Origin of the sequence: Microbacterium amylolyticum (assembly GCF_011046975.1) — a bacterium.
GTDB classification, from domain to species: domain Bacteria; phylum Actinomycetota; class Actinomycetes; order Actinomycetales; family Microbacteriaceae; genus Microbacterium; species Microbacterium amylolyticum.
In genome coordinates this window covers 1,012,870-1,035,504 of the sequence record NZ_CP049253.1, presented here as the reverse complement: position 1 = coordinate 1,035,504, position 22,635 = coordinate 1,012,870, and the positions used below count along the sequence as shown (strand labels likewise).

The following is a 22,635-nucleotide window of genomic DNA, read 5'->3' as shown; positions in this document are numbered from 1 at the left end:
GTGGAATCCGTGGCGAGAAGCATCTACATCACGTCGGCCGAAGGACACTCGGGCAAGTCCACCGTTGCGCTGGGCGTGCTCGACTCCCTGAGCAGGGTGACCCCGCGCGTGGGGGTGTTCCGCACCATCTCACGCTCGACAACCGCGCGCGACTATGTGCTCGAGATGCTGCTCGAGCACGACGGCGTTGATCTTACATACGACGAGTGCGTCGGCGTCAGCTATGACGATGTGCGGGCCGATCCCGGACGCGCGCTCGCCGAAATCGTGGAGCGTTACAAGCGCGTGGAAGACAAATGCGATGCGGTTGTCGTTCTCGGCAGCGACTACACCGATGTCGGAAGCCCCGCAGAACTCGCCTTTAACGCGCGCATTGCCGCAAACCTCGGCACCCCTGTGCTCCTCGTTCTGGGCGGACGCCAAAGCCAGGGGCAGGCAGAAGCCCTCGGCCAAACGGCACCGCGTTCACCCGAGCAGACCGGCCAGATCGCCTCGCTCGCCGTGGCCGAGCTGAGCCGTGGCAACGCCGAGCTCGCGGCGACGATTGTCAACCGTGCCGACGGTGACCGGGTCGATGAGATCATCGCCGCTGTTCGCGAGCTCACGCCGAACTCGCCTGTCTGGGCGCTGCCAGAAGATCGCCTTCTCGTCGCCCCGACGATGGGAGACATCCTCCGCTCCGTCGAAGGCGAACTCGTCAAGGGGGAGCAGGCGCTGCTCGGCCGCGAGGCACTCGGCGTGACCGTCGCCGCCATGTCTGTGGCGGGTGTGCTGCCGCGACTCGAGGAGGGCGATGTCGTCATCATCCCGGCCGATCGCGCCGATGCGCTCGTTGCGACCCTCTTGGCCAACAGCTCCGGGACGTTCCCCTCACTTGCCGGCATCGTCCTGAACGGGCCCTTCGAGGTGCCGGAGCCGGTGCTGCGCCTGGTCGAGGGGCTGTCGTCATCGATTCCCATCATCCGCGCGGACGGCGATACCTACGCCACAGCAGTGCGCATCATGAACACACGCGGACGACTGGCCGCCTCGGGCCAGCAGCGCTATACGCGTGCCCTCAGCCTGTTCGAACAGAACGTCGACATCGACGAGCTCACGCGCGTGCTCGGGGTCGCGCGTGCCCGTGTTGTCACGCCGCTCATGTTTCAGTACCAGCTGCTCGAGCGCGCCCGCGGCAATCTGCAGCACGTGGTTCTGCCGGAGGGGAGCGACGACCGCATCCTGCGTGCCGCCGCAATCCTTCTCGAGCGTGGCGTGGCAAAACTGACGATTCTGGGGGAGCCATTCGAGGTGCGGGCCCGCGCCATCGAGTTGGGTCTCGACATCGCCGACGCTGATGTGCTCAGCCCCTTCGATGCCGTCTTCGTCGATCGCTTTGCGACGGAATACACGCGGCTGCGTGCGCACAAGGGCATGACGTACGACAAAGCCGCGGATCTCGTCACCGATGTGTCCTACTTCGGCACGATGATGGTCCACATGGGCTACGCCGATGGCATGGTCTCCGGCGCGGCGCACACAACCGCGCACACCATTCGGCCGTCGTTCGAGATCATCAAGACGAAGCCGGGAACATCGGTCGTTTCGAGCGTTTTCCTGATGTCGCTCGCTGATCGCGTTCTCGTCTACGGCGACTGCGCCGTGATTCCTGATCCGACGAGCGATCAACTCGCCGATATCGCGGTGTCGTCTGCAGCCACCGCACGCCAGTTCGGCATCGAACCGCGCGTGGCGATGCTGTCGTATTCGACGGGCGAATCCGGAACGGGCGCCGACGTCGACAAGGTGCGCCAGGCCACCGCCTATGTGCGGGAGCGGGCTCCCGAGCTGCTCGTCGAAGGCCCGATTCAGTACGACGCCGCATCCGACGCGGCTGTCGCACAGGCGAAGCTTCCCGGCTCCGACGTTGCGGGGCGGGCGACGGTATTTGTCTTCCCCGATCTGAACACCGGCAACAACACGTACAAGGCCGTGCAACGTTCGGCGGGCGCGCTTGCCATTGGCCCGGTTCTCCAGGGCTTGAACAAACCAATCAACGATCTTTCTCGCGGCGCGCTCGTCGACGACATCGTCAACACCGTCGCCATTACCGCGATCCAGGCACAGGAGCAGTCATCCACATGAGCGTCATCCTCGTCGTCAACAGTGGGTCCTCGTCGTTCAAGTACCAGCTGATCGACATGGTCGGCGAAACCACTCTCGCCTCCGGTCTCGTCGAGCGCATCGGCGCGCAGCTGGGCCAGGCTGAGCACACCGTCGCGGGAGTCTCTCATGACATCGCGCGGCAGATTCCCGATCACACGACCGGGTTCCAGGTGATGCTCGACGCTTTCGCGGCTCATGGTCCGTCGCTTGCCGAAAATGCTCCCACCGCGGTCGGACACCGCGTGGTTCATGGCGGCGCACGGTTCTTCGAGGCGACGGAGATCACCGACCTCGTCGAAATCAACATCGATGAGCTGTCGGTTCTCGCTCCTTTGCATAATCCTGGCGCCCTGCAGGGCATCCGCGCGGCGAGGGCGGCCTTTGTGGACGTACCGCACGTGGCTGTTTTCGACACGGCGTTCCACCAGAGCATGCCGGCGGAGGCATACACCTACGCGATCGATCGTGACGTGGCGGAACGCCACCGGATTCGTCGCTACGGATTCCACGGGACCAGCCACAAATTCGTGAGCGAAGCCGCGGCCGCCTATCTGCAGCGCCCGCTGAGCGAACTCAAACAGATTGTCTTCCACCTCGGAAACGGAGCGTCCGTCACGGCCGTTGACGGCGGTTCCCCCATCGATACATCGATGGGGCTGACCCCGCTGGAAGGTCTCGTCATGGGCACACGCTCGGGTGACCTCGACCCCGCGATCCTCATCCACCTGGCACGTCGCGCGAAAATGTCTATCGACGACATCGACGAGTTCCTCAATAAAAAGAGCGGCCTCGTAGGTCTCGCCGGCGTCAGCGATATGCGTGATCTCCAGGCGGCGCGCACCGCCGGCGACAACAACGCTGCCCTCGCGCTGGACGTGTACGCCCACCGCCTGCGCGGCTATGCGGGCGCGTACGCGGCCGAACTCGGCGGACTCGACGTGATCAGCTTCACGGCGGGGGTCGGCGAAAACGTTCCGGCTGTTCGACGAGAAGCGCTCGCTGGCCTCGATTTCTTCGGGGTCGAGGTTGACGACGAACGCAACGAGAACGCCGTTCGCGGCCAGATCAGCCGTATCTCGTCGGACGCATCTCGTGTGACGGTTCTCGTCGTTCCCACGAATGAGGAGCTGGAGATCGCGCGCCAAAGCTACGCGATCACGAACTGACGACACAATAGGGGCGATAACTGCCTCTCACTCTCCCTTCGTCACCCCCGACCGCTTCACCACCCGGCCCACTCTGCGGGGCAATTTCGGCATGGCTGGGTCGACGCACTGGATCGCGACGGCGGTTGCGCGATCACGAAACGTAGGACATCGCAGACGCGCTTTCTTATGCGGTTCACTACGCCGAGATCGGCATCGAAACATCGGCTCAACTTGCGGGCATGGTGAGTACAGTGTCCGATCTCTTCGTCACGCACTGGCCGGAATCGGCCAGAGAATGGATGCCAGAGGGCAACGTCCCGCACCCCGGCGATCTCATTCCACGAAAGGCATATGCACGGACGTTGCGCCTGCTCATCGAGACGGCGAGCGGAACAACGCGGGAGGACCGGATCGACAGTGTTCGTGCGGAGTGGAAAACGGGCATTGTCGCCAGCGCGCTCGCTTCTGCCGCGCGAACCCCGCATCGTCACTCCACGGGAGCAGACCATGCCGGTGTCATGACGGCGGAGGATATCGCGTCGTTCGAGGCATCATGGGAGACCCCGGTCTCGACAACGTTCCGCGGCATTGACGTGGTGAAACAGGGCCCATGGGGGCAAGGGCCGGCGCTCCTCATCGCCCTCGCTCTCCTCGACGGCTTCGACGATGCGCAGATCGATCCGTCGACGGCCGACGGCGCGTACCGCATCCTCGAGGCGCTCAAGCTCGCGTTGGCGGATCGTGATGCCTATTTCGGCGATGTGGACGATCCAGAAGCTCTCCTCTCCGCGCTTCTCGACCCCGCACACATCGAGCGTCGCCGCGAGCTCATCGGCGAGACGGCGTCGCTCGCGCCGGTCGCACACGCGGCGACACCTGTCACATTGACGTCGTTGACCGCTGGGGAAACATGATCTCCGCCACGCCGTCCGGGGGGCTGCAATCGTCACCCCATATTCCCGAGGTGGGTTTCTGCCTGGGGACGCGCTTGCAGACGGCTCTGCTGCGAACGATCGTCGGCGGCTACGAGCCGCAGCAGGCGATCGACGCCCCCGCCTTTCACACAACGTCGATGCCGGGTTCGTTCTGGCCACGCACCTGGACTCCGGGGATACGCGACAGGGCGATAGCCGAGGCCGCGGATACCGGACTGACGTCTTTCCTGTGAACGTTTCGTTGCGAACGGCGCGGGAAATGTGAGAGCACCCCCTGAGCGCATCTATGCTGGCAGACACGCACGGCCCGCTCTCTCGCCCTAACCGGAGAACAACGTGACTGATACCCGAAATGCCCTCCGGAGGAGCGCACCACAGCTCGCCGACTACGACGCTGTTCTGTTTGATCTCGACGGTGTGCTGACGCCGACCGCCGAAACGCACATGCTCGCATGGCAGACGATGTTCGAGGAGCTGTTCGAGGCGTGGAGCATTGCGCCCGCGTATACCCAACAGGATTACTTCGATCATCTCGACGGCAAAAAACGCTATGACGGCGTTGCCTCCTTACTCAGAAGCCGCGATGTCGAGGTCCCGTGGGGCACGCCGTCTGACGATCCCTCGGCCGACACCGTGTGCGGCATCGGGAACCGCAAGAACGGCGTTTTTCTGCGCGTTCTTGGCGGACAGGGCATCGCTCCGTACCCGGGATCACTGGCGCTCGTTCGATTGCTGATGAGCTGCGGTGTTCCCGTTTCCGTCGTCTCGAGCTCGAAGAACGCTCGCCCCGTGCTGGCGGCGGCGGGAATCGAAGATCTGTTTCCGGTGATCGTCGATGGCGTCGTCGCAGAAGAGCGCCACCTGCCGTCCAAACCCGCCCCCGACGTTTTTCTCGTTGCGGCGAAAGAAATGGGTGTTGAGCCCGCACGCTCCGTCGTTGTGGAGGATGCCACTTCGGGTGTCGCCTCCGGCGCGGCCGGAGGCTTTGGCCTCGTGATCGGCGTCGACAGGGGCGCGGGCTCTTCCGCCCTGCGCGACGCCGGAGCACACCTTGTCGTGAAGGACCTTGCTGACCTGATGGAGGACGATCGATGATCGACCGCGAACGCTTCCCGATCGACCCGTGGCGTCTGGTCGAAACCCGTTATAGCGACGAAGACCTGGGTGTGACCGAGACCATCTTCGCAACGGGAAACGGTTATCTGGGGTTGCGGGGGAACCAGCCCGAGGGCCGGCATGCCCAAGAACACGGAACGTTCATCAACGGGTTCCACGAGACCTGGCCGATTCGTCACGCAGAGGACGCGTACGGCTTCGCCGAGGTGGGGCAGACGATCGTCAACGTGCCCGACACGAAGGTCATGCGCGTTTACGTCGATGATGAACCGATGTCCATCGACCTGGCCGAACTCGTCAGCTACGAGCGCTCGCTGGACTTTCGGGACGCCTCCCACAACCGTTCCGTGCGCTGGATCACGCCGTCCGGCAAAGAGGTGCTGCTCGAATCTCGCAGCCTCGTCTCCTTTACCGACCGGCACCTTGTCGTTCTCCAGATGACGGTCACGGTCGTCAACGCCGATGCTCCCGTTGTCATCAACTGCCAGATGATCAACCGACAGGACGGCGAAGACGTTTATGGCGGTCGCCCGGTGTATGCCAAGAAGAACGGTGAGGAAGCGGAGTTCGATCCGCGCAAGTCTCAGCGCCTGTCTGATCGGGTTCTCGAGCCCCAGGAGTATTGGCAGACGGAGCGTCGATCGGTTCTCTCCTACGAGACCTCGTCGAGCGGGATGCGGTTGGCCGTTGTCGCCGATCACGAGATCACGACCGACAACACCTATACCTCGCGAGCACTCGTTGAGCCCGACATCGCGAAGAACGTTTTCCGGGTGGATGCAAAGGCGGGCATTCCCACGACGGTCACCAAGTTTGTCGCGTATCACACGTCGCGCGGTGCCCCCGTCAGCGAGTTGATTGATCGCGGTCGTAGGACCCTCGATCGAGCGACGGCGGAGGGTGCGGAAGCGCACTTCACCCGCCAACGTGCCTGGCTGGACGATTTCTGGGATCGTTCCGACGTCAAGATCGCCGGACAGGATTCGATGCAGCAGGCCACACGTTGGTGCCTCTTGCAGGTCGCGATGGCGTCGGCCCGCGCGGATGGTTGGGGAGTCCCCGCAAAGGGGATGACCGGATCCGGGTATAGCGGACACTACTTCTGGGACACCGATATCTACGTCCTTCCGTTCCTCGACTACACCTCTCCGTGGTGGGCGCGCAACGCGCTACGCATGCGATCGGCGATGCTGCCCGCTGCCCGCCGTCGTGCGCGGCAGATGAGCGAAGAGGGCGCGCTCATCCCGTGGCGAACGATCAACGGGGAAGAGGCATCTGCCTATTACGCGGCGGGAACGGCTCAGTACCACATCAACGCCGACGTTGCGTATGCGGTCGTGAAGTATGTACGCGCAACCGGCGACGAGGAATTCATGGCGCGGGAGGGGGTCGATCTCCTGGTGGAGACCGCCCGCCTGTGGGCAACCCTGGGTTTCTGGCGGACCACGCCAGAGGGCGACTCGTTCCACATCCACGGTGTGACGGGCCCGGACGAGTACACGACGGTGGTCAACGACAACCTCTTCACGAACGTCATGGCCCGCTTCAACCTGCGCGCCGCGGCGGTTGTCGTCCGAGAAATGGCCGAACGTTCACCGGCCGATTACCGCGCGATGGTCAGCCGCCTGAATCTGTCAGCGGACGAGCCGGAACGGTGGGAACGCGTGGGTAACCACATGCATATTCCCTACAGCGAAGCGGCGGGAATCCACCCGCAGGATGCCCAGTTCCTCGAGCGTGAGGTGTGGGATCTCGAGAACACCCCTGATTCGCAGCGCCCGCTTCTGTTGCACTATCACCCCCTGGTGATCTACCGATTCCAGGTGCTCAAGCAGGCGGACGTCGTCTTGGCGCAGTATTTGCACGGGCGCCAGTTCACCGACGAGGAGAAACTAGCCGACTTCGACTACTACGATCCGCTGACAACCGGAGATTCGACGCTGTCGGCCGTTGTCCAAGCGGTCATGGCGGCCGAAGTGGGCTATCGCGACCTCGCGCTCGAGTACTTCGAGCATGCGTTGTTCGTCGATCTGGCGGACCTGCACGGAAACACCTCTGACGGCGTGCACATTGCTTCTGCTGGCGGATCCTGGACCGCTCTCGTGAGCGGATTCGGAGGGATGCGCGACGATGATGGCCGTCTCACCTTCGATCCGCGACTGCCTGTCACATGGCCGCAGCTGAGCTTTCCCCTGCAGTGGCAGGGCGCACGGCTCGACGTCACGGTCCGTCAACGCGAGATCGCTGTGGCGATGCGTGACATCGAGGGAACTCCCGCGAAAACAACGTTCTCCGTTCGTGGTGAGGACTTCACGGTCGCTGCGGGCGAGAGCGTTGCCGTTCCGCTCACCCACCACGGTCCGGTGATTGCCGGTAAACCGTGTCTGAAAAAGCGTTTCCGCGAGGATGGGAGTCCGCTCGAGGCCGCCGTTCCGCCGGAGTCGCCGACCTCTCCGATCCCGATCCATGAGTTAACACTCGATGAGGACGTGATGCGGGTTCCGACGAACAGCTGAGACCTCCCGCACCCACGGAGAATGTCAGTGGTCTGGCCGTAGGGTGGAGGGGTGAGCACAGCCCTGTATCGCCGCTACCGGCCCGAGAACTTCGCTGAGATGATCGGCCAGTCCCAGGTGACCGATCCGCTGATGACAGCGCTGCGCTCAGACCGCATCGGCCATGCCTATCTTTTCTCCGGTCCGCGCGGGTGTGGCAAGACAACATCGGCGCGCATTCTTGCCCGGTGCCTGAACTGTGCTCAGGGGCCAACAGACACGCCGTGCGGCACGTGTGACAGCTGCGTGGAGCTGTCACGGGCGGGCGGGGGATCACTCGATGTAGTCGAGATCGACGCCGCCAGCCACAATGGTGTCGACGATGCGCGAGATCTGCGTGAGCGCGCCGTTTTCGCTCCGGCGCGTGATCGCTTCAAGATCTTCATCCTCGATGAGGCGCACATGGTCACGGCGCAGGGCTTCAACGCGCTGCTCAAGCTGGTCGAAGAGCCGCCGGCGCACGTGAAGTTCATCTTCGCCACGACCGAGCCCGAGAAGGTCATCGGCACCATTCGCTCGCGCACGCACCACTATCCGTTCAGGCTGGTTCCTCCGGCTGCCATGCTCACGTATGTCGAGAGTCTGTGCCAGCAAGAGGGCACGATCGCCGAACAGGGCGTGCTTCCCCTGGTTGTGCGCGCGGGCGCTGGCTCGCCCCGCGACACGCTCTCGATCCTCGATCAGCTCATCGCCGGTTCTGAGGGCGACACGGTGTCGTATTCGCGAGCAGTGGCTCTCCTCGGCTACACACACGGCGAGTTGCTCGACGAGGTCACCGATGCTTTCGCATCGGGCGATGCCGCCGGCGCGTTTGCCGCTGTTGACCGTGTTGTGCAAACAGGCCAGGACCCTCGTCGCTTTGTCGATGATCTCCTCGAGCGATTGCGCGATTTGATCGTCATCGCCGCCACCGGTGCTCAGGCTTCTCAGGTGCTCCGAGGATTGCCGGCTGACGAGCTTGAGCGCATGCAGCAGCAAGCCCGGATATACGGAACGGCTCGGCTGTCGCGCACGGCCGATATTGTCAGCAGCGCACTCGATCAGATGGTCGGAGCAACATCGCCGCGTTTGCAGCTCGAGCTGATGATCGCGCGTGTTCTCACGGCCGATACGGCGCCCTCCGCGCCCGTTGCCTCGAACGCCGAGTCGCGGACCGTCGCCCCGGCACCGCGGGAAGCCGCGGCGGTTGCCGCCCCCGAGCCTCGTGCAGAGCCTGCTGCTCCCGCAGCGCAGCCCTCGGTCGCTGCGCCGCCGGTCGCGTCGCCTGTTGCGGCGCCTCCGGTTGCAGCTCCTGCCGCAGCGCCGGTGACGGCACCTCCCGTTGCTGCTCCCACGGCGCCCCCTGCGGCTGCCCCGGCGCCCGTGACCGACGCCGCTCCTACGCCACCTGTTGAGCCGCTTGTCGTCGCCCCGGGCAACCCGGCCGAAGACGACGTTCCCGCCGCTGGCTGGGCCGCCCAGCAGGCTCAGACAGCGTCGCCGGACGCATCGGACGCCGCGGTTTCCAGCACGGAAACGCACCCGGGCGCCGATGCGAGCCCCTCCGTTGCTCCTGCGAACGAGAACGCATCTGCGGCCAGCCCCGAGTCCGAGGCCCCGGCCCTCACGCTCGATGGGCTGCGACAGGCCTGGCCGCGCGTTATCGCGGTGCTCGAGAGCGCGAACCGTTCATCCTGGCTGGTGATGCAGTCGGCCAGCGCCGCGCACGTCGGCGGCGATGTCGTCGGTCTCGCGTTCACGAACCAGTCCGATCTCGGGCGGTTTAAGACGCGCGCTGCCGATGGGTCCGGCGTCAGCGAAGACCTTCGCGCGGCGATCGAGAACGTCCTCGGCCAGCGGGTGAAGTTCCTCGCGAAGCACATCCCAACGCTTGATTCCCCTCCGGCCGCCGATGTGCCACCTGCCGAGCCAGAACCCGAACCGGAGGCCGATCAGCCCCCGGCGCCGCCAGAGACCAGCTCGTACCACTCTGCTCCCGTTACCGGGTGGGCTACTGCGCCCATTCCCCGCAACGAACAGGCCGACACGGCATCCGAGAGCGCCCCCACCGACGCGCCGGAGTCCGTGCCGCCAGCTTCCGAATCCGTTTCTGCGGCGGACGCGGACGCGGCCGCGCCGCAAGAGGCTCTCGCGCCCCCGACACAGCCCGCTGCCGCCCCCGCCGCAGCGTCCACACCATCGGCCACGGTTGACGGCCCGCCCGCCGCGGCCTCCGCTGCTCTGCCCCCGCGCCAGACGGCCGCGGCGCCGCCTCCCTTCCCCTCATCCGTCGCCGCCCCCGGTATTCACCAGGTGGGGCCATCCGACGACGACATCCCTCCCGAGCCAGAGGATGAGCCGCCGTACCCCGATATCGAGCCGACTCGTCCCGTTGGCCCTACCGTGCAGTCTCGGCAGATACGGCTCGATGAGGGCATCGAAAGATACGGCGAAGCCGTCGTTCGCCAGAAGCTCGGCGCACGCTTCCTCCACGAAGAGACCTATGAACCGCCAACGCGGTTCCAGTAAAGGACACCCCACCCTCCATGTACGACGGCATCGTCCAAGAGCTAATTGATGAGCTCGGACGCCTTCCCGGCGTCGGGCCCAAGTCGGCGCAGCGCATCGCCTTCCACATCCTGCAGACGCCAACGTTCGATGTTTCGCGCCTGGCGGGCCTGCTGAGCGAGGTGCGCGAGCGCGTCAAGTTCTGCGAGCGGTGCGGAAACGTCTCCGAAAACGAGGTCTGCGCCATCTGCCGCGATCCGCGTCGCGACCAGAGCGTTATTTGCGTTGTCGAGGACGCAAAAGATGTTTCGGCCATTGAGCGAACTCGAGAGTTCCGTGGGCTGTATCACGTGCTCGGTGGCGCCATTAACCCCATGGGCGGCGTCGGACCAGACGACCTCCGCATCCGCGAACTCATGGTGCGCGTTGGCGATACCGCCGTCGAAGAGCTGATTTTGGCCACCAACCCGAACCTCGAGGGCGAGGCAACAGCGGCGTATTTGTCGCGGATGATGAAGGACATGGCGATTTCCGTCACCCGCCTCGCATCCGGTTTGCCTGTTGGTGGCGATCTCGAATACGCCGATGAGGTCACCCTCGGACGTGCCTTCGCCGGACGGCGATCCGCGTAACCGGATTCTGAGCAGACGCTTGTCGGTCGTAAGGTATCGGGAGGCGGAACTTCCCCGCCCGTCGCATCACCCGGGAGCACCACAGTGGCATTGATCGTGCAAAAATTCGGCGGTTCGAGCGTCGCGGATGCCGAGAGCATTAAACGCGTCGCAAAGCGCATCGTCGATACGCGCCGTGCGGGCAACGACGTCGTCGTCGCCGTGAGCGCGATGGGCGACACAACCGACGAGCTTCTCGACCTCGCCCAGCAGGTGGCACCGACTCCCGCCCCGCGCGAACTCGACATGTTGCTCTCCAGCGGTGAGCGCATTTCGATGGCGCTCCTCGCCATGACGATTCACTCCATGGGCTACGAGGCGCGCTCGTTCACGGGCAGCCAGGCCGGAATGATCACAACGGCCGATCACGGCTCGGCGCGCATCGTCGACGTCACGCCCGTTCGCCTGCGCGAAGCGCTTGACGACGGCGCGATCGTCATCGTCGCCGGGTTCCAGGGCTTCAACCGCGACACCCGTGACATCACCACTCTCGGCCGCGGCGGATCCGACACCACCGCCGTCGCTCTCGCGGCAGCGCTGGGCGCCGATGCCTGCGAAATCTACAGCGACGTCGACGGCATCTTCACCTGCGATCCGCGCGTTGTTCCGCTCGCCCAGAAGCTCAACACGATCACGGCCGACGAGATGCTGGAACTCGCGGCAAACGGCGCAAAGGTCCTGTACATCCGCGCCGTTGAGTACGCGCGCCGTCACAACGTGCTCATCCACGCTCGCTCCACGTTCACGTCCAACGAGGGCACTTACGTTCTGACCGAGGGAATGCCAGACCCTCGTCTCGCCAAGGGAGAAGACATGTCCGAAGTCATCGGCAAGGAAGAGCCCGTCGTCGCAGGCGTGGCCATCGACCGCAGCCAGGCCAAGATCACCGTGGTCGGCGTGCCCGACGTTCCGGGATCGGCCGCCGCGATCTTCTCGCGCGTGCAGAAGAGCGGCGCGAACATCGACATGATCGTGCAGAACGTGCAGTCTGCGAGCCCCGGTCGCACCGACATTTCGTTCACCCTTCCCAAGGAAGAGGGAACGGACGTGGCCAAGCAGCTCCAGGCGGAGCAAGCCGACATTGGATTCGAGAGCCTCGTGCACGACGACCAGGTGGGCAAGCTGTCGGTTGTTGGCGCGGGCATGCGTTCGCACTCCGGCGTCTCTCTCACCCTGTTTGACGCGCTCAGCAGCAACGGGATCAACATTGAGATGATCTCCACCAGTGAGATCCGCATCTCCGTGGTGTTGCGCGATACTGATCTTGACGAGGCCGCTCGCGCCGTGCATACGGCCTACGGTCTCGACGGCGAGATCGAAGCAACCGTCTACGCCGGCACCGGCCGCTGATCTGAGAGGGAAAACGTCATGGCACGTATCGCAGAAGCCGGAGTCTCCGTCGCCATCGCCGGTGCCACCGGTCAGGTGGGCGGCAAGATGCTCGAGATTCTTCACCAGCGCGAGTTCCCGGTCCGAGAGCTGCGTCTGTTCGCCTCGCCGCGTTCCGCCGGTAAGACCCTGACCTATGCCGGCGTTGAGGTCACGGTCGAAGACATCAACACGACCGACCTGTCCGGTATCGACATCGTGCTGTTCTCGGCTGGGGGTGCGGCCTCGAAGGAGCACGCACCGCGCTTCGCCGAGGCCGGGGCCACGGTTGTGGACAACTCCAGCGCCTGGCGTATGGACCCCGAGGTTCCGCTGGTGGTCAGCGAGGTCAACCCGCACGCCATCGACGACGCCATCAAGGGCATCATCGCGAACCCTAACTGCACCACCATGGCGGCAATGCCGGTTCTCAAGGTGCTCGACCGCGAAGCGGGACTGGAGCGACTCATCGTCTCCACCTACCAGGCAGTGTCTGGTTCGGGTCTTGGCGGCGTGCAGGAACTGCTGGGTCAGGTGCAGGCGGCGATCTCACAGGGCGGCGCGGAACGCCTCGTTCACGATGGTTCGGCAATCGACTTCCCCGAGCCCGAGAAGTACGTTGCGCCGATCGCTTTCGACGTCGTCAGCCTGGCGGGCAATATCGTCGACGATGGCCTGAACGAGACCGACGAAGAAAAGAAGCTGCGCAACGAGAGCCGCAAGATCCTCGAACTTCCGGATCTGCGCGTTTCGGGTACGTGTGTGCGCGTTCCCGTTTTCACCGGGCACTCGCTGTCGATCAACGTCGAGTTCCGCGAGGCGATCACGCCGGAACGGGCTCGGGAACTCCTCGCGGACGCCCCCGGTGTGCAGCTGGACGAGGTGCCGACGCCCCTCAAGGCCGCAGGCCAAGATGCGAGCTTCGTCGGGCGTATCCGCCAGGATGAGTCGGTGCCGAACGGTACGGGCCTCGCCCTGTTCGTCTCGAACGACAATTTGCGTAAGGGAGCGGCCCTGAACACGGTTCAGATCGCCGAGCTCGTTGCCCAGCGCGTTTCCGTGTGACATCAGGTTTGTTCGGCGCCTCAAGAACCCGAGTTCTTGAGGCGCCGTTCGTTCGTCTGGCCCGCAGGTGACGGGAGTAGGGTAGATCATCGTGAGTGAAAACGTTGACGTCGTCCTCATCGGCGGCGGAATCATGTCCGCCACGTTGGGAACACTGCTGAAAGAACTCGACCCCGATCTGAAGATCGTGGTGTTCGAGCGTCTTGGCGATGTGGCACAGGAAAGCTCGAACGCGTGGAACAACGCGGGCACGGGTCACGCGGCACTGTGCGAGCTGAACTACATGCCGGACGCGGCGAATCCAGCGAAGGCCGTTGACATCAACGAGCAGTTCCAGGTCAGCCGTCAGCTATGGGCATCGTTCATCGAAAAGGGCATCCTGGATGAGGCGAAGACCTTCATCAACGCCACGCCCCATATGACGTTCGTGCGCGGGGAAAAGGACGTCGCCTACCTGCGCGACCGCTACGAGACGCTGCGCAAACAGCCGCTGTTCTCCGGGATTGAGTACAGCGAAGACTCGCGCGTCATCAACCAGTGGGCACCGCTGCTGATGCAGAAGCGCAAGGCGGGCGAGCCTTTTGCCGCCACGCGCGTCCCCGCGGGGACGGATGTCGATTTCGGCGCGATCACGCGCCAGCTGTTCGCTCACCTGACGAACAACGGCGTGGACCTGCGTCTTGACACCGAGGTGAAGAAGCTCAAGCGTCAGAGCGATGGCTCCTGGCAGGTGCGGTATCGCCGCCGTATCGGTTCGGCGCCCGGACAGATCAACGCGAAGTTCGTCTTCGTCGGCGCGGGCGGCTGGGCCATTAAGCTCCTGCAGTCTTCGGGTATTCCCGAAATCTCGGGCTACGGTGTCTTCCCGATCGGTGGTCAGTTCCTGAAGACCACGAACCCTGACCTCGTTGCGCGTCACCAGGCAAAGGTCTACTCGCAGGCGGCTGTGGGGGCGCCGCCAATGTCGGTTCCGCACCTGGATGCGCGCATGGTCGACGGCGATGGCGCACTGATGTTCGGTCCGTTCGCGACGTTCAGCCCGAAGTTCCTCAAGCAGGGGCGCCTGTTCGACATCGTTCAGCAGGTGCGTCTGTCGAACATCGGGTCGATGCTCAAGGTGGGCCTGACGAACTTCAGCCTGGTCAAGTACCTCGCGGGGGAGCTCCTCAAGAGCCATGCCCGCAAACTGGATAGCCTGCGGGAATTCATGCCGACCGCGAAGGCCGAGGACTGGGAGCTGATCCAAGCAGGCCAGCGTGCCCAGGTAATGAAGGGCGGCAAGCTGCAGTTCGGCACCGAGGTCGTCGCCTCGGCTGACGGCTCGATCGCCGGGCTTCTCGGTGCGTCTCCCGGAGCCTCGACGACCGTGTCGATCATGCTCACGCTGATCGACCAGTGCTTTGCCGACCGTCAAGACGAGTGGCGCCCGCTCCTGGAGGAGCTGATCCCCACGCTGGGCAAGCGCCTCAACGATGATGACGCACTGGCAACGCAGACGCTGGCCAACACGGCTGGCGCCCTGGGCATCAATCCCTGACCGACCTGCATTTTTGTGATCTGAAGGACGCACCCGGTGGCGAAGCTGTATTTCCGATTCGGGGCGATGAACTCCGGGAAGTCCACCGCTTTGCTTCAAGCGGCGTACAACTACGAAGAGCGGGGACAGGCTGTTCTTTTGGCCAAGCCCGCGATCGACACAAAGGGCGCGGCCGAGATCGAGTCGCGCCTGGGGGTGACGCGTCGGGTTGATTTCCTCATCGATCCGGCGGCAAACGCCCGAGAGTTGTTCGCGAGCGAGCGTGATCGTGTGCGTCACGAAGGGCAGGACGCCCTGTTCGACGGCGATCGGCCGAGTGATGTCGCGTGTCTTCTGGTCGATGAGGCGCAGTTCCTCACACGCGAGCAGGTGGACGATTTGTTCCGCATCGCTGTTATCGATGCGATACCCGTGATGGCATACGGAATCCGCACGGATTTCCAGACGGAGGCCTTCCCAGGGTCGCGTCGGCTTCTCGAGATCGCTCATGCGCTCGAGGAGCTGAAGACGATCTGCCGCTGCGGCAGAAAAGCGATGTTCAACGGACGCCTGATCGATGGAAAGTTCGTTTTCGACGGGGACCAGGTGGCGATCGACGCCGCAACGTCTGCCGTGCGAGACGCGCATTTCGTCACATACGAGTCGCTCTGCGGCGCCTGCTATTTGGAGGAATCCGGGGGCTGGCTCGGCCGGGGCTGAACCATCGGCGAGGCCGTCTTCCCATAAGCTGAGGCCATGCGCGTACTTCTTGCCGGCGGCGCCGGTTATGTCGGAACCCACACAGCCATCGCCCTCATCGAAGCGGGTCATGAACCGGTTCTGCTGGACGATCTGTCGAACACCAGCGACGTTGTCGTCGACAGAATCGCGGAGATCACCGGAACCCGCATTCCGCTTGTCATCGGAGATGCAGCGGACGACACGATCGTCGAGGGCGTTTTCGCCGATCACGGGCCCTTCGAAGCGATTATTCACTTCGCCGCCCTCAAAGCTGTTGGTGAGTCAGTGCAGAAGCCCCTGGCCTACTATGCGAACAACCTCGACACCACCTACGCGCTGTTGCGTGTGGGGCTGGCGCAGGGCATCCGGTCGATCGTGTTCTCGTCAACCGGCACCGTGTACTCGGACCCGGCGGATCTGCCGTTCACCGAGGATGCCACCCGCAACCTCGTCGAGCTGTCAAATCCGTACTCGAAGTCGAAGCTGATGAACGAGGTGGCCCTCACCGACGTGCAGACCGCGAACCCCGAGCTCAACGTCACGCTGCTGCGCTACTTCAACCCGGTCGGCGCGCACGCGTCGGGGCTGGTCGGAGAAGACCCGAAGGGCATCCCGAACAACCTGATGCCCTTCGTCGCGCGTGTCGCCGTTGGCTCGCTACCCGAGATCGGCGTTTTCGGCGACGACTACGACACCCCGGACGGAACCGGTCAGCGTGACTACATTCACGTTGTCGACCTTGCGGAGGGTCACGTCGCCGCCCTGGAAAACGCGCAGCCGGGCGTGTCATCGTACAACCTCGGAACGGGAAACCCCGTCAGCGTTCTTCAGTTGATCGCGTCTTTCGAAAAGGCCATCGGTCGCGAGCTTCCCAAGGCGATGAAGCCGCGCCGCGCAGGCGATCTCGCTGCCACATACTGCACGCCGGCAAAGGCTGAGGCGGAGCTGGGGTGGAAGGCCACCCGCACAATCGACGATATGACGCGCGATGTGTGGAACTGGCAGCAGAAGAACCCTTCCGGCTACGCCGGCTGATCGCTTCACAAGCGTTGTCTCTGCGCGGGAACTATCCGCGCGGAGACAACGCCTGTTGTGCTCGTGCGGCTACTCGGGTGCCGGGCCGCCTTCCAGCATCCAGCCGATTCCGAACTTGTCGACGAGCTGACCGAACATGTTGCCCCAGGGGGCGGGCGCGAACGGAAGCGTGACGTCTGCGTCGTCTGACAGCTGTGTGAAGATCGCCTCCATCTCGGACGTGTCCTCGCCGTACAGGCAGATATCGACGTTGCCGGACGATCGTGTTGCGGGGCCGTCGGCCGCCATCAGCGTGATGCCGCCTTCGAGGTCGAGCTGGCCGTGCATCACCCAGTCTGGCGGGCCCGGCATATCATCAATGGGCATCTCGCGGTAGTGAGCCAGTTCGAGCGTGCCGCCCCATGCCGGGATCCTGACACGGCCCGGATCCCGGCGAAAGAGGGCAGACGAGATTATGGGGGCGTGCCTGTGGCCGTCCCTGCGTCCGCTACGGAACCAGGCCGAGGTCAGTGATGACGTGGGTGACGTCCTCCCGCGCCTCGTCGTCGAGCCCGAGCAGCGGTTTCGGCAGACACGACCTCTGGGCACGCCCGACGTGTTCGGCGATCGCGGCGACGACGCGGATGCTGCCGCCGTGCTGGGCGAAGAGATCCCACAGGGGTTGCAACCGGGCGCACTCTGCCGTTGCTGCCGCATCGTCGCCGCGGTGGGCGGCGCGGGTGATGCGCAGGGCGGGTTCGGGAAGCGTTCCCGCGAGCACCGAGTACCAGGCATCACAACCCGCCTGCAGTCCGGCTGCGGCGAAGGCATCTCCGGAGACCCCGATCGTCACGTGTGAGGGGATGATGGCGCGGATCGCGTCGACATGCGCGCGAGCGGTGGTGGGGTCTTCGGGGACGCCCGGGATCTTGATGGAGACGACGTTCGGGAGCTGGGCGACTCGCCCGTATAGCTCGTGTGAGAAGGAGAAGCCGGTTGTGCGCGGGTTGTCGTAGACGACAACGGGCAGATCCGTTGCGCTGGTGACGTCTGCGTACAGCCCGTATACGTCGTCCTCCGTGAGCGGCTGGTACGACACGGGAGCGAGGAGCAGGGCATCCGCGCCCGCCAGCTGGGCGTCTGCGGCGTGCTGGATGACGTGTGATGTGCTAACGGCGCCGATTCCGGCGATGAGGGGAACGCCCTCCGACATCTCGGCGGCGATTTCGATCGCTCGGTGCCGTTCTTCGCGAGATAGGTACACGCAGGAGCCGGTGGAGCCGAGCGCGCCGATCGAGTCCACGCCGCTGCGCGCGAGGCGCACAATCTGGGCGGCAAACGATTCTTCGTCGAGGCGATCGTCGACGAGAGGAGTGAGGGGAAAGGCGCTGAGTCCCGCGATCTTCATGACCACAGGCTAACCCTCGCTGGTGCCGTTTTCTGCGGGCGGAGCGGTGCGGAGGTCACCGGTTTGCCGCAGGGTGCGCTGCCGCGCTACTGTGGTCAGACCACACAAGGAGGGGCGATGGCAGAGCAGCCAAAAGCGTGGCGCACTGTGCTCGATCACGTTGAGCGTCGTCTCCGTGATGGCTCGCTCGGACCGGGGGACCGCCTGCCCGGTGAGCGCGACCTTGCCGCCGACCTCGGCGTTGGGCGGTCGAGCGTTCGCGAGGCCGTGCGCGTTCTGGAGGTGATGGGCGTGATCCGCACGGCAACAGGCTCGGGCCCGCGCGCGGGGGCCATTGTCACAACGTCCGCCGGAAGCGGCGTTGCCCAGGTCCTCGGGCTACACGCAGCGGCGCAGGCCTTCGCTTTCGGGGACGTCGTCGATACGCGACTCGTTCTGGAACAGGACGTTGTTCGGATGCTCGCCGAGCGGCGGACACCAACGGGTGCTGCCGAAGAGATCCTCGCTGCGATGGACCACCCGGATCTTGACCCGGCGGAGTTTCTTGCTCTCGACGCACAGTTCCACAACGCGCTGGCGGAGGCCACGGGAAATGCCGTGATCAGCACCATCATGACGGGACTGCGCGCCGCCATCGAGACCTACGTGCAGGCGGGAGCCGGCGAAATCCGCGACTGGAGCGCGATGCGCGCGCGCCTGCAGGAGGAACATCGCGGAGTCATCGCCGCGATTCACGCGGGGGAGTCGGGCGTCGCCCGCGACCGCATTCACGACCACATCTCCGGCTACTATGCCGCGACGCAACACACGGAGGAATGATCGCCATGGTACAGAGGCAGCTCCCGAATCCCGCTGACGTGCTCGAGTATCTGAAAATTCGGAAGCCGGAGCTCGGCAAGAGTGCGCGGCTGAAAAAGGCCCTCACGGTCTACGACCTGCGCCGAATCGCCCAGCGACGCACGCCCGCCGCAGCCTTCGACTACACGGACGGCGCAGCCGACCAGGAACTGTCGTTGCAGCGCGCACGCCAGGCCTTCGAAGATATCGAGTTCCACCCCGACATCCTTCGACCCGCCGAACACGTCGACACGACGACGGAGATTCTGGGCGGCACATCGGCGTTGCCCTTCGGTATCGCGCCGACCGGTTTCACGCGTCTGATGCAGACGGAGGGGGAGACCGCGGGAGCCGGAGCCGCCGGCGCGGCCGGAATTCCGTTCACGCTCTCCACTCTGGGAACAACCTCTATTGAGGACGTGAAGAAGGCGAATCCGGCGGGCCGTAACTGGTTCCAGCTCTACGTTCTTCGTGACCGCGAGGTCTCCTACGGACTGGTCCAGCGCGCAGCCGAGGCCGGATTCGACACCCTCCAGTTCACGGTCGATACCCCGATCGCCGGAAACCGTATGCGCGACAGTCGCAACGGTTTTTCGATTCCGCCGGCGCTCACGGTCAAGACGATTCTCGATGCGATGCCTCGCCCGTGGTGGTGGTACGACTTCCTGACCACGCCGAAGCTTGAGTTTGCGTCGCTGACGTCCACGGGTGGAACGGTGGGGGAGCTTATTGGTCAGGCGATGGACCCGACGATTAGCTTCGACGACCTCGCGACGATCCGCGACATGTGGCCGGGGAAGATCGTCGTCAAGGGCGTGCAGAACGTCCCCGACGCCGTGAAGCTCATCGATATGGGCGTTGACGGTCTTGTTCTCTCCAACCACGGCGGGCGCCAGCTGGACCGTGCCCCAATCCCGTTCCGCCTCCTGCCGCAGGTCGTTAAAGAAGTGGGCAGCGATGCGACGGTGATGGTCGACACCGGCATCATGAACGGCCAGGACATCGTGGCGTCCATCGCTCTCGGAGCAAAGTTCACGCTCGTCGGACGCGCATATCTCTACGGACTCATGGCGGGCGGACGAGAGGGCGTCGATCGGATGATCCAGATTCTCTCGTCAGAAATTCGCCGCACGATGGCGCTTCTCGGGGTCTCGTCGATCGAAGAGCTGGAGGCGCGTCACGTGACACAGCTCACCCGTCTCGTGCCCGTGAGGTGACGCGCGCGGGCGGCGGGGATTCGGCGGCTGAACAGTGATGCGATAGACTATTTCAGTTGCCACGGGGTGTGGCGCAGCTTGGTAGCGCGCCTCGTTCGGGACGAGGAGGTCGCAGGTTCAAATCCTGTCACCCCGACCATGAGTAACAACGAAGAAGGGCTCGGCCACAGGCCGGGCCCTTCTTCGTTCCCCCTGCGGGTCGCCGTTCCGGGGTTACCGGCCAGAAAGAGTGGATGGGTCTGGCGTGTCACCCGCGTCCCGCCCACCCTGCTCGGGTCCAGAGCCCCTCGCCCGCGTCGAGCCCGGTGTCATAGAGCGCCGGTCCGATCGGTTCCTCGACCGGTGCCGGAGCGGTGACGGGTTCGATCGGCTTGGCGAGGTCGAGAGCGTGTTCGAGCGGGAGCTCGTGCAGGGTGAGGAACCACTCGACCGCGCGGCGGCGGTGTTCCTCGCTCATCCCGCGGTGTCGACGCAACAGATCGCGGATCTGTGCGTTCAGTCCCTCGAGCGGGCTGGTGGTGCGCGGGTTGCCGTAGGTGATGTGGGTGAAGATGAGGTTCTTCCGAACGACCAGGCGGACCAGCAACCAGGCTTTCCGGAGTCGGTCATGGGTGAATCCGAACTGGCCGTTGCGGAACAGGGTCCGTTCGGTGGTGAGGTGACCGAATGACTGCCACCACTGCTCCAGGAGCAGCTGCCACTGGATCGCGGCGTCCGCGTCGCGGACGGAACTGAGGTCCATCACCAGGCGCCGTAGCGCGCGCCCTGCCGGGGTTCTGGGGTTGCGGGTGAGGTGACGGGTGATGTTCATCTGCAGGTGGAACAGGCAGCGTTGATGCTTTGTCTCGGGCCAGGCCTGTCGCAGTGCGGACGGGAGGCCGCTGCCGCCGTCGGAGATGACGATGCCGGGCGCGGGGATCTGCTCGAACAGTGCTTTCCAGGCCGCGGTGTTCTCTCGCGCGCACCATTGCCAGGCGAGGACGTGTCCGGTGTCGCTGAGAGCGATGAGCAGGCACCAGGAGCCGATGTGGATGCCATCGACGAGGACCGCGTGATAGGTCGTCTCGACCGGGCCCAGTCGCGGGGAGATGTCCCAGCACCACGCGGTCCGGCGGCGGAACGAGCGCCCGGTGGCCGTTCCATCGATCTCGGCTTGGGTGAGTTTCCCGACGAGCCAGCAAGCGAAGGCGCGGAGCTGTTCGCGGGCGGTCACGTCGGGTCGGCGGCGCACGCTCGAGGATCCGCAGGACGGGCAACGCCAGCGTTGGGTTCCGGAGCGGTGTTTCCCGTTCTTGACCAGCTTGCTGCCGCATACCAGACAGGTCGTCGAGTTCGTCGGAAGGTCCACGAGTAAGCCTCGCAGACCATGACTGTTCTCGTTCTACCGCGCGATTACGCGGCTAGATCACGAAGTCATCCACTCCTTTTGGCCGATAACCCCCGTTCCGTGTGTGTCTCCTCGCGGAAAAACGATGGTTGATGAGGCCTTGTCGGCTTCGAATGTCAGGGGTGGTTCGTACGCTGGGAGCATGCCGAACGCTCTCGCCGCCCCGCCCGCTCCTGCCGGAGTGATGGCCGGAATCGGCGCGGCGATCGACAACATTGCGGAGGCTGCTGACCACATTGAGGCGCTCTCCGACGGTGATCTTGTGGCCGTGACGCGCGAGGTCGAGCGCCTGGGCCGGCTGGCGGACGCGTTGCGGGTGCGGGTGGCCGGCGAGGTCGATGTGTTTGTCAGTTTCAGAAACGGTGCGAGACTCGCGGGATGCATCACGCAACCGCGAACGTGGCACCCTACCCTGGAGGCGTGGACATGGAAGCGGACATCAAGGAAGCGATGCGGGAGTACGACCGCGGGCTTCCCTCGTACCGCGCGCTTCGCGACGCACTGGAACACGACATCCCCCTGCACCTGCGGCAGTGGGGAGTGTCCTACTTCCGCGTCGAGGCGCGCGTGAAGAAGCGATGGTCGTTTGAGCAGAAGGTACGCCGCAACCCAGCTCGGCAGGTTCACGATGTTGTCGGCGTGCGCATCATGGCTTTTTTCCGCAGCGACCTTGCACAGATCGAACGCATGACGCGGCGCCTTCTCGAGGTCGTCGAAGACTCATACATCGACAAGGGTGATCTGCTGGACGATGAGAGCTTCGGATACCGCAGCGTCCAGTTCGTCGGACGAACGCGGGGCGACGGAACAACGTTCAAAGAAACCGAGCCGGGACTTCCCGTCGAGGTGCAGATCCGCACGATGCTCGAGCACGTGTGGGCCGAGGTCGAGCATGACTTTCGGTATAAGCCGCAATCCGAGCCGCCAACGCCGGAGATCAACCGTCGCTTCGCTCTGACAGCTGCTCTTCTGGAACAGGCAGATCGCAACCTCGACGACATTCGCCGATCGATCGAGCAGTAGAC

At 64.5% G+C, this 22,635-nt stretch carries 17 protein-coding genes, 1 tRNA gene and 1 pseudogene; 16 read left to right on the top strand and 3 right to left on the bottom strand.

The features are described from left to right. Positions 1-9: 9 nt before the first annotated feature. The 12 genes and pseudogenes from pta (at position 10) to galE (ending at position 16,782) form a co-directional block, all read left to right on the top strand. Positions 10-2,124 (top strand): phosphate acetyltransferase, encoded by a 2,115-nt coding sequence (gene pta / locus G6N81_RS05030; RefSeq protein ID WP_165133941.1) that lies wholly within the window; start codon positions 10-12, stop codon positions 2,122-2,124. Beyond that, a complete protein-coding gene (locus G6N81_RS05025; RefSeq protein WP_165133938.1) occupies positions 2,121-3,311 on the top strand; it encodes an acetate kinase in 1,191 nt (396 codons plus the stop codon). Before pta ends, G6N81_RS05025 begins: the two co-directional genes overlap by 4 nt. Before the next feature lie 188 nt (positions 3,312-3,499). Next, positions 3,500-4,404 (top strand): annotated as a pseudogene (locus G6N81_RS05020) (gamma-glutamyltransferase); the annotation flags it as partial. 160 nt (positions 4,405-4,564) lie between these two features. Further along, positions 4,565-5,323 carry an HAD family hydrolase gene (locus G6N81_RS05015; protein WP_165133935.1) on the top strand — a complete coding sequence of 253 codons (759 nt, stop codon included), beginning with the start codon at positions 4,565-4,567 and terminating at the stop codon, positions 5,321-5,323. After that, positions 5,320-7,860 (top strand): glycoside hydrolase family 65 protein, encoded by a 2,541-nt coding sequence (locus G6N81_RS05010; protein WP_165133932.1) that lies wholly within the window; start codon positions 5,320-5,322, stop codon positions 7,858-7,860. Before G6N81_RS05015 ends, G6N81_RS05010 begins: the two co-directional genes overlap by 4 nt. Before the next feature lie 51 nt (positions 7,861-7,911). Next, on the top strand, positions 7,912-10,407 hold the full coding sequence (locus tag G6N81_RS05005) for a DNA polymerase III subunit gamma and tau (RefSeq protein ID WP_165133929.1): 2,496 nt from the start codon (positions 7,912-7,914) through the stop codon (positions 10,405-10,407). Between the two features lie 17 nt (positions 10,408-10,424). Then, a complete protein-coding gene (gene recR, locus G6N81_RS05000; protein ID WP_165133926.1) occupies positions 10,425-11,018 on the top strand; it encodes a recombination mediator RecR in 594 nt (197 codons plus the stop codon). A gap of 84 nt (positions 11,019-11,102) precedes the next feature. After that, entirely contained in the window at positions 11,103-12,407 is a 1,305-nt protein-coding gene (locus G6N81_RS04995) for an aspartate kinase (protein ID WP_165133923.1), read from the top strand. Between the two features lie 18 nt (positions 12,408-12,425). Further along, a complete protein-coding gene (locus tag G6N81_RS04990) occupies positions 12,426-13,490 on the top strand; it encodes an aspartate-semialdehyde dehydrogenase (RefSeq protein ID WP_165133920.1) in 1,065 nt (354 codons plus the stop codon). Between the two features lie 133 nt (positions 13,491-13,623). Next, positions 13,624-15,027: a malate dehydrogenase (quinone) gene (mqo, locus tag G6N81_RS04985; RefSeq protein ID WP_241245120.1), complete on the top strand. Its 1,404-nt coding sequence runs from the start codon at positions 13,624-13,626 to the stop codon at positions 15,025-15,027. Between the two features lie 36 nt (positions 15,028-15,063). Continuing rightward, on the top strand, positions 15,064-15,726 hold the full coding sequence (locus tag G6N81_RS04980) for a thymidine kinase (protein WP_165133894.1): 663 nt from the start codon (positions 15,064-15,066) through the stop codon (positions 15,724-15,726). Between the two features lie 36 nt (positions 15,727-15,762). Continuing rightward, entirely contained in the window at positions 15,763-16,782 is a 1,020-nt protein-coding gene (gene galE / locus G6N81_RS04975; protein WP_165133891.1) for a UDP-glucose 4-epimerase GalE, read from the top strand. Positions 16,783-16,851: 69 nt separating this feature from the next. Here the strand turns inward: galE and G6N81_RS04970 are convergent, their stop codons facing one another. Both G6N81_RS04970 and G6N81_RS04965 read right to left on the bottom strand, forming a co-directional pair. Then, complete coding sequence (locus G6N81_RS04970) at positions 16,852-17,148, bottom strand: VOC family protein (protein ID WP_165133888.1); 297 nt, start codon at positions 17,146-17,148, stop codon at positions 16,852-16,854. Positions 17,149-17,269: 121 nt separating this feature from the next. Further along, positions 17,270-18,169 carry a dihydrodipicolinate synthase family protein gene (locus G6N81_RS04965; protein WP_165133885.1) on the bottom strand — a complete coding sequence of 300 codons (900 nt, stop codon included), beginning with the start codon at positions 18,167-18,169 and terminating at the stop codon, positions 17,270-17,272. 117 nt (positions 18,170-18,286) lie between these two features. Between G6N81_RS04965 and G6N81_RS04960 the strand changes: the two genes are divergently transcribed. The 3 genes from G6N81_RS04960 to G6N81_RS04950 all read left to right on the top strand — a co-directional run bounded on the left by G6N81_RS04960 (position 18,287) and on the right by G6N81_RS04950 (position 20,362). After that, positions 18,287-18,988, top strand: coding sequence for a FadR/GntR family transcriptional regulator (locus tag G6N81_RS04960; RefSeq protein ID WP_165133882.1), 702 nt, complete (start codon positions 18,287-18,289; stop codon positions 18,986-18,988). Between the two features lie 5 nt (positions 18,989-18,993). Continuing rightward, positions 18,994-20,223 (top strand): alpha-hydroxy acid oxidase, encoded by a 1,230-nt coding sequence (locus G6N81_RS04955; RefSeq protein WP_165137798.1) that lies wholly within the window; start codon positions 18,994-18,996, stop codon positions 20,221-20,223. A gap of 62 nt (positions 20,224-20,285) precedes the next feature. Then, a tRNA-Pro gene (locus tag G6N81_RS04950) sits at positions 20,286-20,362 on the top strand. A 108-nt stretch (positions 20,363-20,470) separates the two neighbouring features. Here G6N81_RS04950 and G6N81_RS04945 read toward each other — a convergent pair. Further along, the gene (locus G6N81_RS04945) at positions 20,471-21,571 is read right to left on the bottom strand and encodes an IS1249 family transposase (protein WP_165131554.1); all 1,101 of its coding nucleotides are present in this window, start codon (positions 21,569-21,571) and stop codon (positions 20,471-20,473) included. A gap of 465 nt (positions 21,572-22,036) precedes the next feature. Here G6N81_RS04945 and G6N81_RS04940 point away from each other — a divergent pair, with 465 nt between their 5' ends. After that, positions 22,037-22,633, top strand: a complete 597-nt coding sequence (locus tag G6N81_RS04940) for a GTP pyrophosphokinase (protein WP_241245119.1) — start codon at positions 22,037-22,039, stop codon at positions 22,631-22,633. The last annotated feature ends 2 nt before the right edge of the window (positions 22,634-22,635 follow it).

Bases quoted from the DNA above. Each gene is read 5' to 3' on its own strand.
- G6N81_RS04955 (WP_165137798.1), top strand. From the start codon at position 18,994: ATGGTACAGAGGCAGCTCCCGAATCCCGCTGACGTGCTCGAGTATCTG.
- G6N81_RS04970 (WP_165133888.1), bottom strand. From the start codon at position 17,148: ATGCCCATTGATGATATGCCGGGCCCGCCAGACTGGGTGATGCACGGC.
- G6N81_RS04960 (WP_165133882.1), top strand. From the start codon at position 18,287: ATGGCAGAGCAGCCAAAAGCGTGGCGCACTGTGCTCGATCACGTTGAG.
- mqo (WP_241245120.1), top strand. From the start codon at position 13,624: ATGTCCGCCACGTTGGGAACACTGCTGAAAGAACTCGACCCCGATCTG.
- recR (WP_165133926.1), top strand. From the start codon at position 10,425: ATGTACGACGGCATCGTCCAAGAGCTAATTGATGAGCTCGGACGCCTT.
- galE (WP_165133891.1), top strand. From the start codon at position 15,763: ATGCGCGTACTTCTTGCCGGCGGCGCCGGTTATGTCGGAACCCACACA.
- G6N81_RS04965 (WP_165133885.1), bottom strand. From the start codon at position 18,169: ATGAAGATCGCGGGACTCAGCGCCTTTCCCCTCACTCCTCTCGTCGAC.
- G6N81_RS04990 (WP_165133920.1), top strand. From the start codon at position 12,426: ATGGCACGTATCGCAGAAGCCGGAGTCTCCGTCGCCATCGCCGGTGCC.
- G6N81_RS05025 (WP_165133938.1), top strand. From the start codon at position 2,121: ATGAGCGTCATCCTCGTCGTCAACAGTGGGTCCTCGTCGTTCAAGTAC.
- G6N81_RS05010 (WP_165133932.1), top strand. From the start codon at position 5,320: ATGATCGACCGCGAACGCTTCCCGATCGACCCGTGGCGTCTGGTCGAA.
- G6N81_RS04940 (WP_241245119.1), top strand. From the start codon at position 22,037: ATGGAAGCGGACATCAAGGAAGCGATGCGGGAGTACGACCGCGGGCTT.